Below are 15419 nucleotides of genomic sequence, written 5' to 3'. Positions count from 1 at the left end.
CTGACCCAACACCCCCGCCACTGGTCTAGCGGGCAGACACCAACTCGACGGGGAGCGAAGGAACACTGAGGCTGTCGTCATCAATCACCGTGGGCTGATTGACCAAGGCCGTTAGCTCATCCCCCCTTAGGACAAGGGCACTAGCGCACTCTGGGCAGTGATAGACCCGATGCACATTGCCATGTTTTTGCGCGGCATATTCCGCCAAGACTTCTGGGTGAGCCAGTAGAAACTCAATGGCACGTTCAGCAAGGGTGGACATTGTTTCCTGCTCGACCACAGCGGCAATTTTTAGCTGGCGGTGCACATCGGGGGACAGATACAACGTAACCTTTTGCTTATCTTCCATAGGGGTTAGAGACGTACCTAGGTATGTGTGCCAGTGTAGTGAGCCGATCCGAGGGGTGTCAAGGTGAAATGCTGTCAAAACAGCAAAATCGTAATATTTAGTTACATTAGGCGCCTTGTCCTTAAAACTCAGTTACAAGAGTGATGGTGCCGTCCCCAACTGAGTGGCGATCGCCAGCCGCACGCCATTGACAAAATCCCATCCAGATTGGGCTTTGCGACCACTCAACTGCACTTGACTCAGCAGCAGGCGACCCTTGCCCGTCTCTACCACAGGCCCCCACCCCTTAATTAGCTCCACCACCGTACCCGGGGCGGATGATGTCTCAGGCTCGCAGACAAAAGACTGTAGAGGTTCGGGTAAGTCGGTGGCGACTTCGGGCACCAATGGCCAAGTTTGCAGCAGTTTCAAGGGGGTGTTTTGCCACTGGGTGTAGGCATGGGGATAAAAGGCGCGCACTTGGTTGTGGAGAGCGAGGGCCGATCGCTGCCAATCAATGGCATAGTCACTTTTTTGAATGAGCGGTGCATAGGTAGCCTCAGCGTCGTTTTGGGGTTCGGGGTGAAGCTGTGGCAGTTGCTGCAAGGTTTCTAGCAGTAGGTCGGCACCGATGTGGCTGAGGTTCCTACTGAGGGTAGCAGCGTTATCCCCTAAATGAATCACGACTTTTCGCTTCAAGAGCATTGGGCCAGTGTCCATGCCAGCATCCATGAGCATTGTGGTTACCCCGGTTTCCCCTTCGCCGTAGTAGAGCGCCCACTGAATGGGAGCCGCACCGCGATACTTGGGCAGCAGCGAGCCGTGGATATTGAGGCAGCCATAGCGGGGAATCTCAAGGATCGACTGGGGAAGAATTTGACCGTAGGCCACCACCACAAAGACATCGGCTGCTAGCGATCGCAAGACCTCAGGCAACTCGGTATCCCGACGCAGACGTTCTGGCTGCCAGACCGGTAACCCGTGGTGAAGAGCTAAGGCCTTGACAGGCGAAGGTGATAATTGGTTGCCTCGTCCCCGTCGGCGATCGGGCTGGGTGACCACCCCCAACACTTGATAGGTCTCTGTCTCCAAAAGCTGCTGTAGGGGCGCAAGGGCAAACTCTGGGGTGCCAAAATAGACAACTTTCAACCGCTGCGCCCTCCCTTGCTGATCTAGAGATTCTCAGGGGCATCGTCCTCAGAAGGAGTGAGGGCTTCCCCATTGTCGCTAGGGCCGTTGAGATCCTCTTCTGTTGCTTGGGAGCCACCACTCATCACCGCCAAGTCCACCTGCTGGCGGTAGGAATCCACATTTTTAATCAGCACTTCAACGCGATCGCCCAAGCGGTAGCGCAAGCGGTTACGTCGCCCTGTCAAGGTTTGGGCAGAGGCGCGGTAGTCGTACCAGTCATCCTTGAGGGAACTGACGTGGACTAAGCCCTCAACATTAAAGTCAATCAGTTCCACAAAGAAGCCGTAGGATTGCACGCCGGTAATAATGCCCGAACGCACTTCGCCGATGCAAGCTTGGACTTGGCGCACCCGTTGCAGCCCCACCAAATCCTTCCAAGCTGTGTAGGTTTGCCGCTCCCGCTCTTGGAGGTGGGGGACTAATTCATTAAGGAGAGTGTCCACTTCCCGTTGGGTATCGGTGGTGAAGACAGTCCAATTCACCTGCTCCAAGCAACTGGACTCGCCAAGATTGACGCGCTCTTTTGCCCGGGGCCCGCGGCGATCGCGCCCTTCCGTGAGCAGAAGATGCAAAATGCGCTGATTGACAATGTCTGTGTAGCGTTGCAGCGGCGAGCAGAAATGGCCATAGCCCTCCCCTGTGGCCAAACTAAAGTGGGGCAGCGCCACGGCAGAATCAGTGGCCGGTTTGAGTTTATCGAGCAAGAGTTCCTGCAGCAGGGGTGCTAACTCCGTAGAAGCCAACTGCGCCATAAAGCGCTGACAGTCGCGGGGCGTCACCTGGGAGGGATTCTCTAGGCTCAAGGGCAAGCCCAGATTTTGGCAGAGCTTGAGAAAATCCTGCATCGCATAGAGTTCGGGCACAGGCTGGCTGCGGTAGAGGGCGGGTACCCCCAACTTGGCAAGATGACGGGCAAGAAGTTCATTGGCAAGGATGACTAGGCTTGTCCAAGGGGTCACCTTCGGCAGGGCAACGGCGGGAGCCATCCCCTCATCGGCATAGGCCAAGCTCAGCGCCTCCCTAGGCGTGATTTCAATACTGCCCCGTGCCTGTCGCTGCTGACTCACGGCATTGGCAAGGTGAATCAGGGCACGCAGCCAATCCCCGGAACTATCCCCCAGGGCAAGGGTGGCCGCCACCTGCTCACTGGTGACACAGGCATCAACCCGAATACGACTGCGGTAAAGGGTATAGGACTGGACTTCACCCGCTGTGTCAACCTGCATCAGCAGGGAGAGCGCCGCGCGATCGCCCCCCGGCAGCAGGCGCAGCATCTGGAGTTCTGGGGGGAGTAGGGGCAAGCTCAGTTCAGGGGTTGCCAAGGTCATGCCCAGCCGCCGTGCCGTCCGATCCAGCAATTCATCGCGGGGGAGCAGACCTCCCACATCACTGATGTGAATTCCTAACTGCCAGAGGTTCGGCGTGAGGGGATCGAGGGAAAAAGCGACTTGGGGTTCTTGGCCGGGGGCAACAAGGGTAATGGTGACCAGTTGGCGCAAATCGTGGCGATCGCTCAAGTCCAAGGCTTCCAACTGGGCATTCAGGGTGGCTGCCGCTGTGCGCACCGCTGGCGTGAATTGGCGCACCAAGTTGTGTTTGCAGCAAATCAAGTCAAGAACCGGTGCCGATTGGGCATCCCTGCCGAGAATCTGGCCAATTTCCCCCGTGGGCAGGTACCCCCCCAAGGGATAGCGGCGAATGTTCACATGCACCAGTTGATCCACAACGGTGGATAGATCCGGTACTAAGTCATTCGGTTCAAGGGCAATCTCAAAGAGCAGGCGATCGTCAAGGGGGATGGCCCGAAACCCCTCTTCCGTTTGCTTCACGCGAGCAATGACCGAGGGGTTGCCCCGCTCAAGAATCACTTTCACTTCCCCCTCCGGCGATTTCTTGCGGCGGCCTTCACGGGTCACCCGCACCAGCACGCGATCGCCGTTCCAAGCATTACTGAGCTGATGCTCGCGCACAAAGATATCTTCGGCACCCTCGGTATCTTGAATGGCAAAGCAAAAGCCTTTGCTAGAGCAGCGCAGCCGCCCTTCAATCAAACCCTCATCACTAGTGCGGCGATACTTGCCCCGTTCTTTAATGAGCAGGCCAATGCGCTCTAGGGCATCAAGGGCAATTTCCAGTTCCCGCTGGCTCTCAGGATCGTCACAGCCGAGTTTCTTTTCGAGAACCTTGGGAGCAACAAATTTATCTTCGCTAAAGTTGGCAAGCAGACTGGCAATCGTAAAATGCATCGGCAACTCGGTGAAGGGAGGGCAACAGTGGATGTAGCGTTCTTGGCGTCAAGTATCCAAAGTGTAGCTTATCACAGTTGCAGCAGTGTCTTAGGGGATCCCCAATCTGTCCTATAATTAGGGCGCGTTGATTCTGGGCACGAAACGTCCTAGATTTGAGGAATGGCGATCGCCCGCATCAATTACTCTTCTCAATCGTTGTCCATCCAGTTAAGGCATCTATGAATCAAACTGAAATTCTCGAAAAAGTAAAAGCCATTGTTGCCGATCAACTCAGTGTTGATGCAGAAAAAGTTGTGCCCGAAGCGAGTTTTGCTGAGGATCTCAACGCTGACTCCCTTGACTCCGTGGAGTTGATCATGGCCCTTGAGGAAGCCTTTGGCATCGAGATCCCCGATGAAGAGGCCGAGAAACTGAAGACCGTCCAAGATGTCCTTGACTTTATCAACAACAAGGTAGCTGCATAGATCCATGGCAAAGGCGCACCAAAAACGGGTCGTTGTCACGGGGATGGGGGCGATTACCCCCCTCGGCAACACCCTTGCGGAGTATTGGGAAGGGTTAATAGCCGGTCGCAACGGCATTGATTACATTACAGCCTTTGATGCCAGTCGTCATGACTGCCGCATTGCCGGTGAGGTGCGGGGGTTTGATCCCACCCTCTACATGGATCGCAAAGATGCCAAGCGCATGGATCGCTTTGCTCAATTTGCCGTGGCTGCCAGTAAACAAGCCCTTGCGGATGCCCAATTGACGATTGATGAGGGCAATGCCACTGACATTGGCATCATTATTGGTACAGGTGTGGGCGGCATCAAGGTGATGGAAGATCAGCAGGAGATCTATCTCACCAAGGGTCCCAATCGCTGTAGTCCCTTTATGATCCCGATGATGATTGCTAATATGGCCGCAGGACTCACCGCCATTCACACCGGTGCCAAAGGTCCCAATTCCTGTGCGGTGACCGCCTGTGCAGCGGGTTCCAATGCCATTGGCGATGCCTTCCGCATGGTGCAGCACGGTTATGCCAAGGCGATGATCTGTGGGGGAACGGAGGCGGCCATTACGCCCCTCTCGGTGGCCGGTTTTGCGGCAGCGCGCGCCCTTTCTACCCGCAATGATGACCCCCAGCATGCCAGTCGTCCCTTTGACCTCAACCGCGATGGCTTTGTCCTTGGGGAAGGGGCTGGCATCTTAATCCTTGAAGAATTGGAATTTGCCCTTGCGCGCGGCGCACGCATTTATGCAGAAATGGTGGGCTATGGCCTCACCTGCGATGCCTACCACATGACGGCTCCCTCGCCGGGGGGAGAGGGGGCTGCCCGTGCGATTGAAGCTTGCCTCAAGGATGCAGGAATCGCGCCTGATCAGGTGAGCTATATCAATGCCCATGGCACCAGTACCCCTGCCAACGACAGTACGGAAACTGCCGCCATTAAGCGTGCCCTTGGCGAGGAGAATGCCCGTCGCGTTCCCGTGAGTTCGACAAAATCCATGACGGGCCACCTGTTGGGCGGCTCAGGAGGTATCGAGGCGATCGCCACGGTGATGGCGGTTGCCCACGATCGCATCCCCCCTACAATTAACTTGGAGCAACCGGATCCCGCCTGTGATCTAGACTATGTTCCCCATCAGAGCCGGGCTTGTCCGGTGACGGTGGCTCTGTCCAATTCCTTTGGCTTTGGTGGGCACAACGTGACGTTGGCCTTCCGCAAATTTACTCCCGATCGTTAACTTCTGCTGCAAACCCAACTAGAGAGAGAAAGCAATGCCTGCGGTTACTCAATCCCTTGATGAACTCTGTATCAATGCGATTCGCTTCCTAGCGATCGATGCGGTGCAAAAGGCCAACTCTGGGCACCCTGGGCTGCCGATGGGGGCTGCTCCTATGGCCTATGTGCTCTGGAACCAGTTTATGCGGTATAACCCCAAAAATCCGCGTTGGTTCAATCGCGATCGCTTTGTCCTCTCGGCAGGTCATGGCTGTATGTTGCAGTATGCCCTGCTCTACCTCACGGGCTACGACAGCGTCACTATCGAGGACATTAAACAGTTTCGCCAATGGGGGTCGCACACCCCCGGTCACCCCGAAAACTTTGAAACCCCTGGTGTCGAAGTGACCACAGGCCCTTTGGGTCAAGGGATTTGTAACGCCGTTGGTTTAGCAGTGGCGGAAGCGCATCTTGCTGCCCGTTTTAACAAACCCGATCTCAAACTGGTGGATCACTACACCTACGTCATCCTAGGCGATGGCTGCAATATGGAGGGCATCTCTGGGGAAGCCTGCTCCCTCGCTGGTCACTGGGGTCTGGGTAAACTGATTGCCCTCTACGACGATAACCATATTTCCATTGACGGCTCCACCGATATTGCCTTTACAGAGGATGTCTGCAAGCGATTTGAGGCCTACGGTTGGCACGTGCAGCACGTGGCCGATGGCAATACGGATCTCGCGGGCATTGCCAAAGCGATTGAAGCGGCCAAAGCGGTCACAGACAAGCCTTCCCTGATCAAGATCACCACCACCATTGGCTATGGCTCTCCAAACAAAGCCAACACCGCTGGTGTACACGGCGCCCCTCTTGGCTCTGACGAAGTCCAGCTCACCCGCGAAAACCTGGGCTGGAACTATGAGCCTTTTGTGGTCCCTGAAGAGGTGCTAAACCACTTCCGCAAAGCTATTGAGCGCGGTGCTCGCTATGAAGCGGAGTGGAACCAAACCCTTGCCACCTATCGCCAAAAGTATCCTGAGGAGGCTGCCGAATTTGAACGGCTGCTGCGGGGTGAGCTGCCTGCCAATTGGGATGCCAATCTGCCGAGCTATACGCCCGAAGACAAGGCCGTGGCCACCCGCAAGCATTCGGAAATTTGCCTGAACGCGATCGCCCCCAAGCTACCAGAACTCATTGGCGGTTCTGCGGATCTGACCCACTCCAACCTCACGGAACTCAAGTGCTCCGGTGACTTTCAAAAAGGGCAGTATCAAAACCGCAACATTCGCTTTGGGGTGCGTGAACATGCCATGGCCGCCATCTGCAACGGGATTGCCCTGCATCAGTCCGGCTTAATTCCCTACTGCGCCACCTTCTTGGTTTTTGCCGATTACCTGCGGCCTGCCCTGCGTCTCTCAGCGCTCTCCCAAGCGGGTGTGATCTACGTGATGACCCACGATTCCATTGCCCTTGGTGAAGATGGCCCCACCCACCAACCCGTGGAAACTTTGGCTTCCCTGCGGGCAATTCCTAACCTTTTGGTGATCCGCCCTGCTGATGGCAATGAAACTTCGGGTGCCTACCAAGTGGCAATCCAACGGCGTAAGCAGCCGACCCTCCTCGCGCTTACCCGCCAAAATGTGCCTAACTTGGCCGGTACTTCTGCCGCCAATGTGGCCAAGGGGGCCTATACCCTAGTGGATTGCGAAGGTACCCCCGACTTGATTCTGATTGGCACCGGTTCAGAGGTCTCTCTCTGTGTTAAAGCTGCTGAAGCCCTGCGCGCCAATGGCAAGAAGGTGCGAGTGGTATCCATGCCCTCTTGGGAACTCTTTGAAGAGCAGTCCCCTGAGTACAAAGCCAGTGTGCTGCCGACGGGGGTTAAGCGGCTTGCAGTGGAAGCCGCCACCAGTTTTGGTTGGTGCCGCTATGCCGATGCCACAGTCTCAATCGAGCGCTTTGGGGCTTCAGCGCCGGGCAATGTCCTCATGGAGAAATTTGGTTTCACTGTGGACAACGTGGTGGCCAAGGCCAATGCCCTTCTGGGCTAACTTGCTCAGGGTACCCCTTTAGGCACAGAATATAATTAGATGAACAGGGCAGGGGGCGAAACTCTCTGCCCTATTTTGTTTTTGGGGGAAGGCCCTATGTCCCGTCGTCGGAAACGATTTCCCTGCGGTCACCAAGGCTATGGTCAGACATGTCATCGCTGCGCTCAGGAGCTGCAGGCAAAGACGCTAGAAGCAACGGTTCGCGAGCAAGCGCGCGCAGCACGACAGGAATGGGCAGCCTCCTTTGCCCAGGATGTGGTTGATTTAGAGGGATTGCCCAAGTCCATCGTGCTTAAGGCACGTCAAGTGATTGCCGAGATTCTCGCGGGCGCCGATTATCGCCGCTTCAAGGGCAAGCGCCTCAATCACGATCGCCGTGTCATCAGTATTCCCCTCACCTATCACTACCGTCTCATTTGCTACGACACTGGCGATCGCATCGAACCCCGCAGCGTGCTCTCCCACGAAGACTACAATGTCAAAAAACCCCTTGCTTAATCCCATGACGGTAAACACTGATCAGCCGTGGTATGCAGCGGCACAACTCATGCAACCGGCGCTGATTCGCCTCCTCGATCATCTGCGGCGATCGCTAGAAACCTCCCCTTGGCAGGGTACCTATGAAACCGTTGAGATTCCCTGCGGGGACGCAGAACCCCAAATTCTCTACTGGTTGCATTTACGGCAGGGCGATCGCCAAGAGCGGGTGAACCTATGGGAGCTGTGCTACCAAATTTGTTTTCAACAGTACACTCCCCAACTCGACTACAGCGGCATCCATGACTTTCAGGTGGGGGAAGTGCAAGCTGACCTCAGTCTCTTTGATCCTGCTGGGGAGGTGGACTGGCACAAACTGGATCAGAAAGCCGCCCAAGTGGTTGCAGCGCTATTTAGGAGCCTCGAAGCCTCTGAATTTTGAATTGTTGGAGAAAATGACCCTCCCCTACATGCCCCACGACCACCCGCTGCATGGTATGCTCCAATGCCATAGGGAATCTTTCCTCAGTTGTTTTTAGCGAAGCAGCATGGGTTCAAACTCTCAAAACCAGCAAAACAGTAATGAACAGCCTTGGGAGGAGGAAGACTTCGAGGAGGAGATGGAGCAGCTTCGCCTCTACGATGATGAGGGTCGCTTCCTCGACTGCTACATCGAGTTCCGCCTGAATGTCCAAGGGGAAACCTATGCGCTGCTGCGGCCAGTGGACTACCCCGTAGAAATTTTTGCGGTTGTGGCTGAAAACGACGAGGAAGAAATCTTGGTGCCCCTAGAGGAGCAGGAAATTGATGCGGTCTTTGATACGGCCCGTGCGATCCTTGAAGAACAAAACCTCACCCTCAAGCGCACAGCGTTGACCTTAACCGTGTCCGGTGACCTCCCTGATCTCGAGGAAGAGGACGTTCTCAGGGTGGAGGTGGAAGCCGATGATGACATTGAGGAGTATCAACCCCTCGGCAGTAGCTTCTTTTGCGGTACACGGGAATACAGCGTTTATACACCCCTCAGTCCCACCCTTTATGTTGCGCGTCTTATTCCCGGTCAAGAGCCTGAACTTCTCTCTCCCGAAGACTTTCAGCACCTGCAACCCCTCTTGGAGCAGCATTTGGTGAGCCATCTCATTGAAGAGGAGGACTGGGAAGACTAGACCCTACAGATCTTTAAGGTTTGTAGCGTAGAATCGGCAGCCCCCACGATTTCTGCCCCCAGCTCTTGGAGGGTTTGCAAGGTTTCAATCACTGATTCAGTAATCCGTTCGCCAGCAATCACTGTGGGAATTCCCGGTGGGTAGGGGGAGATGGTCTCAGCGCTGATCTCATTTAAGGCCGCCTTTAGGGGAACCGATGCCTGTGGGCAAAAGTAGGCATCCCGTGGTGAGAGGGCGGGTTCTTGGAGGGCAGGGATGGGTGAGATGGCCAGTGGCGGCAGCGGCGCGTTGTGAGAGTATTCAGTGTAAACACTTTTCAGGCGATCGCCCAAAATTGCGAGCATTGTCTGACTGGTACCGAGGCCAAGGCAAAAGGTGAGCGATCGCCCACTGGGGAACTCAGCCATAATCTGTGGTTGCAACAGCTCATCTAGTTCAAAGCCCGTTAGACCAAGCGGCCAAGTTCCTAGGGTTAATCGCAGCGGATCCTGAGGGATGCCTGTGGGCTGCCAGCGGGGCAGGCACCATTCATAGCGGTTGACCCACTGGAGAAGCCTTGCGTAAATTTCCCGTCCCTGCTCAGCCATCTGATAGCCCGCCCGTTCAAGCGCCGCCAGAAACCAATAGCTGGGACTGGTGGTTTGTACCAAGTTTAGGGCTTGACTCAGGCGCTCAGCAGAAACCCGCTGCCCCTTCAGATGCAGCACTGCCGTTTGGGTTAACGTTCCGAGGGTTTTGTGCCAAGACTGCACCACCACATCCGCACCTGCGGCCAAAGCAGCCACGGGAAAGGCGGGATGATAGGCAAAATGACTGCCGTGGGCTTCATCCACAATGAGGGGCAAATCGTGGTCATGGACGCATTGGGCAATCTCTACCAAGGGTGAGCAGAGGCCTTCATAGGTGGGACTGACAACTACAACCGCCTTGGCATCGGGGTAGGCGGCCAAGCCGGCGGCAACCGCATCACAGGTAACAGGTAACGGCAGACCCCACTGCGGATCAACAGTCACCCCCAAATAGACGGGCTTCGCCCCCGTTAACACCAGTCCCGCAATCACTGAGCGGTGAACATTGCGACCCACCAGAACGCGATCGCCCGAACCGACGGTGGCTAAAAGTGCCGCTAAAAGACCACTGGTGGCACCATTCACCAGAAACCAAGCGCGATCGCTCCCTGCCGTCGCCGCCACCGTCGCCTGTGCCTCCGCCAAGACCCCTGTCGGCTGAGCCAAATGATCAAGGCCGGGTAACTCACTCAAATCGTGAGCTAAGGCGGTTCCCCAGAGGGCACGCAACAGCGGCTCCATGCCTCGACCCCGTTGATGGCCGGGCACATGAAAAGGGATGGGATGGTTTTGGGCTAAAAGAGCAGCAAGGAGGGAAGTCGTCAACTACAATTTAGTATAAAGAGTATAAAGCTCTAAGTAATTATACGGGTCTAGGGATGTCTATACCGCAAGACGATCGGTTGGAGTATTCACTGCTGTCGGAGCGTGAGCTACAGGTGTTGGAGCTTGTGGCGGCGGGGTTAACCAACCAAGACATTGCCGCCAAACTAGACATCAGCAAGCGCACGGTAGATAACCACATTAGTAATATTCTCATGAAAACAAAATCAGAAAATCGAGTGGCACTGGTGCGCTGGGCATTGGCGTGGGGTAAGGTGTGCTTGAATGATGTCAATTGTTGTGCCCTGCCGACCCCCCCTACCCAATCTAATGAGTGAACGTGTGTACTATAACCCGCGGATGCCCTTGGCCGTCTATCGCGAATTGGCGGCTCACCTGCAGCTGTTGGAGGGGGTGTCTGTGCGGCTGCTACCCCAAACCTGTTCCCACTTTGACTATGATCTGAGTCAAATTGAAGGGATTGCCGTGACCGTGTCCCCCACTTCTTCGCCACATACGCAAATACGACTTGAGGAAATTTTGCACTATTACGCTCTCCGGCATGGTGGCTGGCAATATTAATTATAGGCGTTTCTGGAATAACAGCGTTGCTCCCTGCTTTAGATTGACATGGACGCTGAAGAGTTGCTCGCTCGCTATGCCAAGGGCGAAACCGATTTTCAAACGGTAAATCTGGCGGGCGTTCGTCTTGTAGGTGTTGATTTGATTGGCATTGATTTACGAGGCGCCAGTTTGCAGGGGGTACATTTCCAATTTTGTCACTTTGGCCGTGCGGACTTTAGCTATGCCCTGTTGACCGGCGCACGACTGGAGGGGTGTAACTTTACCCAAGCAACTTTTCAGGAGAGTCATTTTCATGAGGCCCAATGCCATGGGTGTGTATTTGATCGCGCCAATTTACAAGGGGCGGATCTCACGTTAGCGGTTTTTCGCGACTGCAACTTGCTGAGTAGTGACTTGCGACAGGCAAATTTAAGTCATATCGTTTTGGCCGGCTCTTGTTTGCGCAGTGCGAATTTTCGCAAAGAGAACTATCAGGAGGGAGCTAGTTTGGTGGGTGCGGATCTGCGCCAAGTGGATCTCCAGGGAACGAATCTGGCAGGGGCAGATTTATTACGGGCGAACCTCAAGGGAGCCAATCTCAAGGAGGCGAACCTCAACGGTGTCAACCTCGCCCAAGCCAATTTGGAAAATACCAATCTTCAGGGGGTGATTCTCACCCGGGCCATTCTCTACGAGACCAATCTGGTGGGCAGCAACTTACGGCAGTCACGGCTGGCCCAAGCAGATCTGCGGGGAGCGATTCTCAATCACGCGGATTTCAGTCAAGCGGTTCTCTCGGAGGCGCGGCTCGATGATGCCCAAGCTCAAGGGGTGAACCTGCGGGAAGCAGTTTTGAATAAGGCGGATTTGCGGCGTGCGGATTTAACAGGGGCTGATTTGCAGGAAGCTCGCCTGATTGATGCCTACCTCGCCCGCACGAATCTCAAGGGCGCCAATTTGCGTCAAGCTAACCTGATGCGCGCCGATCTCAGTAGTGCTGTGTTGTTGGAGGCTTGCCTGGAGGAGGCACTGATGCCCGATGGCAGTGTTTTTGTTTGACACGCTTGCTATAGTACAACAGAGGCGCAGTTTCCCTGAAGAACATGGCAGAGTTTGCAGCGGCACTGGCACCAGAGCTAACGATTCAGTGGGTCAATGCGATCGCCAGCGTGCCCCAAGCGCAGTGGGATGCCCTGGCCTTACCTCTAGAAACCCCCTTCTTTGAATGGGAATGGCTGCATCAAATTGAAGCCTCCGGCAGCGCTACACCCCAAACGGGGTGGCTGCCCCATCATTTGCTAGTTTGGCGCGATCGCCAAGGTCAGCGGGAACTGGTCGCGGCCGCTCCCCTCTATGTGAAGGGGCATAGTCAAGGGGAATTTGTTTTTGATCACCAGTGGGCCGATTTAGCCGCGCGCTTAGGCATTCGCTACTATCCGAAGCTGCTGGGGATGGCACCCTTTACGCCGGCGGTGGGCTATCGCTTTCTCATAGCCGAGGGGGTGGATGTGGCCATGATGACGAGGGTGATGCTCTACGAAATTGATCGCCTCTGTCAGCGTCACTGCTTTTCCAGTTGCCACTTTCTCTACGTGGATCCCCAATGGCAACCTGCTGCCGAAGCCTACGGTTATCGGGCATGGCTCCACCATAGTTACATTTGGCACAATCGCAACTATCAGACCTTCGACGACTATCTGGCGGACTTCAACGCCAATCAACGCCGCAATATCAAGCGAGAACGCAAAGCCGTGGCTCAAGCGGATCTGACGTTTCGGGTTCATCAGGGGGATGAGGTCAGCCGCAGCCTTCTGCGACAAATGTACGATTTCTATGCCGATACCTGCGACAAATTTGGCTGGTGGGGCAGCAAGTATCTGACACGGCAGTTTTTTGAAGCCCTCAGCGATCGCTACCGCCACCGTGTCGTGCTCTTTGCGGCCTATGCGAGGGAGGCACAGCGTCCTGTTGGCATGTCCTTTTGTATTACCAAGGGGACTAATCTTTACGGTCGCTATTGGGGCAGTGCTCGCGAAATTGACTGTTTGCACTTTAATGCCTGCTACTACGAACCCATTGAGTGGGCGATCGCCAACGGCATTCAGCGCTTCGACCCCGGTGCCGGCGGACGCCATAAAAAACGACGGGGCTTCCCAGCCACTCCCAACTACAGCCTGCACCGCTTTTATGAACCGCGTTTGGCACAAATTTTTGAGCACTACATTGACCAGATCAATGACGAGGAGCAGCGCCTCATTGACACGATTAATGCTGATTTGCCGATGAAATCCCTCTAGGAGTGGGAGGCCGTCACCAACTCTGGGGAAACAGGGGTCTCTTGCAGATGAGCTAATTCGGCAACAAAATCACTGATCCCTTGAAACTGGCGATAAACCGAGGCAAAACGAACATAGGCCACTTCGCTCAGATGACGCAGCCGTTGCAGTGCTGCTTCCCCAATTTCTGCACTAGTGACTTCGCGGCGCGATCGCAACTGTAAATCTGCTTCAATATCATCCACCAGAGCTTCAATTTTTTGCTGGGGAATGTTGGTTTTGCCACAGGCGGTCATAATCCCCCGCAGCAACTTGGAGCGATCAAAAGACTCGCGATCGCCATTGCGTTTAATGACGGTAATGGGTACAAACTCAATCCGCTCATAGGTGGTAAAGCGACGGCCACAGTTAAGGCATTCCCGACGCCGCCGAATACTTTGACCCCCTTCTGCCGATCGAGACTCTAAAACGCGACTATCCGTGTGGTGGCAATAGGGACACTGCATAGGGATCCCCGCTCCGTTGGGCACCTGAAAGTATCATAGCGGATTCTTTCAATTCATCAACATATACGAGTGCTGTGACAGGGTTTGTTAGGCTAGGGGTATCCCTTGGGTATGCTGCCATGACCGATCCAATCCCCCAAAAGAAACCCAATCAACCCACGATCATTAACGTCGAGCCAGAAAATTTACTGCTCATTGTTACCCTGAGTCTCTTTATCCCGCTAGTGATTGTGGGCTTTTTTGTGCACTAGTAAACTAGTATACCCTGCCAAAATTTAACGTAAATGGCTATGGATACAGCCGGAAGCGTCAGAACGCTTTTCTCTTCTGGCTCTCAATTGCAAGTTACAGTGGGTTAAACTGTCCGGAGCGGCAGACTTTGCCGTTAGGTCTTAGCCAAATTTCAGGCCTCTCTTTGGCGCTGGAAGAGTTCTAGCAGGAAAACGGTTAAGGTTCCTAGGAGGCCTAAATGATTCTGAACTATTTAACCGTTCAGTCATTAAACAGCAAGAACGACTGTGCAGCATTGAAGAATGAGGGATCAAGGTTCTGGGATCATTTAGAAACAATTCCAAGGTTAAAGCGCTCTTTTAGCTAGCTTTGGATTGATAAATTTCCTGTTGAGAGTAGATTTATGCTTTAGCGAGGGGGTCATCAGTGGGCATCAGTCTCAAGGTAAGATTCAAACATCTCAAAATTAATTGTTTACATTATTTTAATGGATATTTCTCGAATAAATTGATGAACATTAATTAAGCCATCTATAAAACATTGATTAAATCTTAAATTCTCTAAAAGTACAGCGGTTTTGTATTCCCCGATACAAAAATTAATTGACAGAATGGTGGAAGACTCCTAAGCTATTTTATTGACAACTTACCGAGGCCAGTCCAAAAACGGGTTCCCTAAGCGCAAAGTTAGCTGGTGAGTCAGTTGACGAATTGTAGTTGAGATAACAACTCTTGCCATAGATGCAAGGTTTAATTATTGCCAACTCAAGGATTAGTGAGTAACTTTGCTGTTCTCTAACCTAGAACTAAGGAGATTGGTTCAATGGCAATCCGCGGTTTATCAATTTCAATGATCTATTACCTGCGGCGACTGTTGCGGCAATACGAGCCACTTCTCAAGCCTGTTATCTATGAGGGTGCAGGACTGGTGGCCAATGCAGAAGCAGATTTATACGCTGTACTGGAGAGTCTTTACCCTGACCCAGAGGAATTGGCCTCTGTTACTGAACAATTGAGTCGGCTGATTCTTTTACATCAGAAAAAAGATCTGATTTCCATTGAACAATATGAAGCAATTACCCAGCAAATTTTCTGGATTTTAGGTCTAAAATACACTCCATCGCACCCCCAGCAGCAGTCTGTTACTGCCTAGGCAAACACGGGTAAAAATTGATAACCACTTTGACTACATTGAGGACTCTAGGAGGGAGATCGATTTTGCCCAAAATATTGGCAGGGTGAGCGACCGGCCACTGCCGCTGTATGCAGACTTCAGCTAGC

17 protein-coding genes are annotated in these 15419 nt (G+C 54.0%); 12 read left to right on the top strand and 5 right to left on the bottom strand.

All coding sequences use genetic code 11. The features are described 5' to 3' along the window. Nucleotides 1-25 precede the first annotated feature (25 nt). The 3 genes from ACK4HN_RS07225 to ACK4HN_RS07215 form a co-directional block, all read right to left on the bottom strand. Nucleotides 26-349: a ribbon-helix-helix domain-containing protein gene (locus tag ACK4HN_RS07225; RefSeq protein WP_409868444.1), complete on the bottom strand. Its 324-nt coding sequence runs from the start codon at nt 347-349 to the stop codon at nt 26-28. A gap of 132 nt (nt 350-481) precedes the next feature. After that, nucleotides 482-1477 (bottom strand): methionyl-tRNA formyltransferase, encoded by a 996-nt coding sequence (gene fmt / locus ACK4HN_RS07220; RefSeq protein ID WP_409868443.1) that lies wholly within the window; start codon nt 1475-1477, stop codon nt 482-484. Between the two features lie 23 nt (nt 1478-1500). After that, nucleotides 1501-3765, bottom strand: coding sequence for a ribonuclease R family protein (locus tag ACK4HN_RS07215; protein ID WP_409868442.1), 2265 nt, complete (start codon nt 3763-3765; stop codon nt 1501-1503). 221 nt (nt 3766-3986) lie between these two features. Here ACK4HN_RS07215 and acpP point away from each other — a divergent pair, with 221 nt between their 5' ends. The 6 genes from acpP (at nt 3987) to ACK4HN_RS07185 (ending at nt 9171) form a co-directional block, all read left to right on the top strand. Next, nucleotides 3987-4232, top strand: coding sequence for an acyl carrier protein (gene acpP / locus ACK4HN_RS07210; protein WP_409850083.1), 246 nt, complete (start codon nt 3987-3989; stop codon nt 4230-4232). Nucleotides 4233-4236: 4 nt separating this feature from the next. Further along, complete coding sequence (fabF, locus tag ACK4HN_RS07205) at nt 4237-5499, top strand: beta-ketoacyl-ACP synthase II (protein ID WP_409868441.1); 1263 nt, start codon at nt 4237-4239, stop codon at nt 5497-5499. A 34-nt stretch (nt 5500-5533) separates the two neighbouring features. Beyond that, nucleotides 5534-7528, top strand: coding sequence for a transketolase (tkt, locus tag ACK4HN_RS07200; protein WP_409868440.1), 1995 nt, complete (start codon nt 5534-5536; stop codon nt 7526-7528). Between the two features lie 96 nt (nt 7529-7624). Continuing rightward, complete coding sequence (locus ACK4HN_RS07195) at nt 7625-8026, top strand: hypothetical protein (RefSeq protein WP_409868439.1); 402 nt, start codon at nt 7625-7627, stop codon at nt 8024-8026. Continuing rightward, nucleotides 8004-8447, top strand: a complete 444-nt coding sequence (locus tag ACK4HN_RS07190; protein ID WP_409877407.1) for a hypothetical protein — start codon at nt 8004-8006, stop codon at nt 8445-8447. Before ACK4HN_RS07195 ends, ACK4HN_RS07190 begins: the two co-directional genes overlap by 23 nt. A 106-nt stretch (nt 8448-8553) precedes the next feature. Continuing rightward, on the top strand, nt 8554-9171 hold the full coding sequence (locus tag ACK4HN_RS07185) for a DUF3727 domain-containing protein (protein WP_409868437.1): 618 nt from the start codon (nt 8554-8556) through the stop codon (nt 9169-9171). Here ACK4HN_RS07185 and ACK4HN_RS07180 read toward each other — a convergent pair. Further along, the gene (locus ACK4HN_RS07180) at nt 9168-10565 is read right to left on the bottom strand and encodes an aminotransferase class I/II-fold pyridoxal phosphate-dependent enzyme (protein WP_409868436.1); all 1398 of its coding nucleotides are present in this window, start codon (nt 10563-10565) and stop codon (nt 9168-9170) included. The genes ACK4HN_RS07185 and ACK4HN_RS07180 overlap by 4 nt on opposite strands. 53 nt (nt 10566-10618) lie before the next feature. Between ACK4HN_RS07180 and ACK4HN_RS07175 the strand changes: the two genes are divergently transcribed. The 4 genes from ACK4HN_RS07175 to ACK4HN_RS07160 are packed head-to-tail and all read left to right on the top strand — an operon-like array spanning nt 10619 to nt 13423. Beyond that, nucleotides 10619-10900, top strand: coding sequence for a helix-turn-helix domain-containing protein (locus tag ACK4HN_RS07175; protein ID WP_181496738.1), 282 nt, complete (start codon nt 10619-10621; stop codon nt 10898-10900). Then, a complete protein-coding gene (locus tag ACK4HN_RS07170) occupies nt 10893-11144 on the top strand; it encodes a hypothetical protein (RefSeq protein ID WP_409868435.1) in 252 nt (83 codons plus the stop codon). Before ACK4HN_RS07175 ends, ACK4HN_RS07170 begins: the two co-directional genes overlap by 8 nt. Nucleotides 11145-11192: 48 nt before the next feature. Continuing rightward, nucleotides 11193-12185, top strand: coding sequence for a pentapeptide repeat-containing protein (locus ACK4HN_RS07165; protein WP_409868434.1), 993 nt, complete (start codon nt 11193-11195; stop codon nt 12183-12185). 44 nt (nt 12186-12229) lie between these two features. Beyond that, nucleotides 12230-13423 (top strand): GNAT family N-acetyltransferase, encoded by a 1194-nt coding sequence (locus ACK4HN_RS07160; RefSeq protein WP_409877406.1) that lies wholly within the window; start codon nt 12230-12232, stop codon nt 13421-13423. Here ACK4HN_RS07160 and nrdR read toward each other — a convergent pair. Next, nucleotides 13420-13908 carry a transcriptional regulator NrdR gene (gene nrdR / locus ACK4HN_RS07155; RefSeq protein WP_409868432.1) on the bottom strand — a complete coding sequence of 163 codons (489 nt, stop codon included), beginning with the start codon at nt 13906-13908 and terminating at the stop codon, nt 13420-13422. The genes ACK4HN_RS07160 and nrdR overlap by 4 nt on opposite strands. A gap of 119 nt (nt 13909-14027) precedes the next feature. Between nrdR and ACK4HN_RS07150 the strand changes: the two genes are divergently transcribed. Both ACK4HN_RS07150 and ACK4HN_RS07145 read left to right on the top strand, forming a co-directional pair. Beyond that, a complete protein-coding gene (locus ACK4HN_RS07150) occupies nt 14028-14159 on the top strand; it encodes a hypothetical protein (protein ID WP_409868431.1) in 132 nt (43 codons plus the stop codon). An 802-nt stretch (nt 14160-14961) separates the two neighbouring features. Then, a complete protein-coding gene (locus ACK4HN_RS07145; protein WP_409868430.1) occupies nt 14962-15291 on the top strand; it encodes a hypothetical protein in 330 nt (109 codons plus the stop codon). Nucleotides 15292-15419: the final 128 nt, after the last annotated feature.

This window comes from Thermosynechococcus sp., from assembly GCF_046299655.1.
Classification (GTDB): domain Bacteria; phylum Cyanobacteriota; class Cyanobacteriia; order Thermosynechococcales; family Thermosynechococcaceae; genus Thermosynechococcus.
This window is presented reverse-complemented; position numbering and strand designations above follow the sequence as displayed.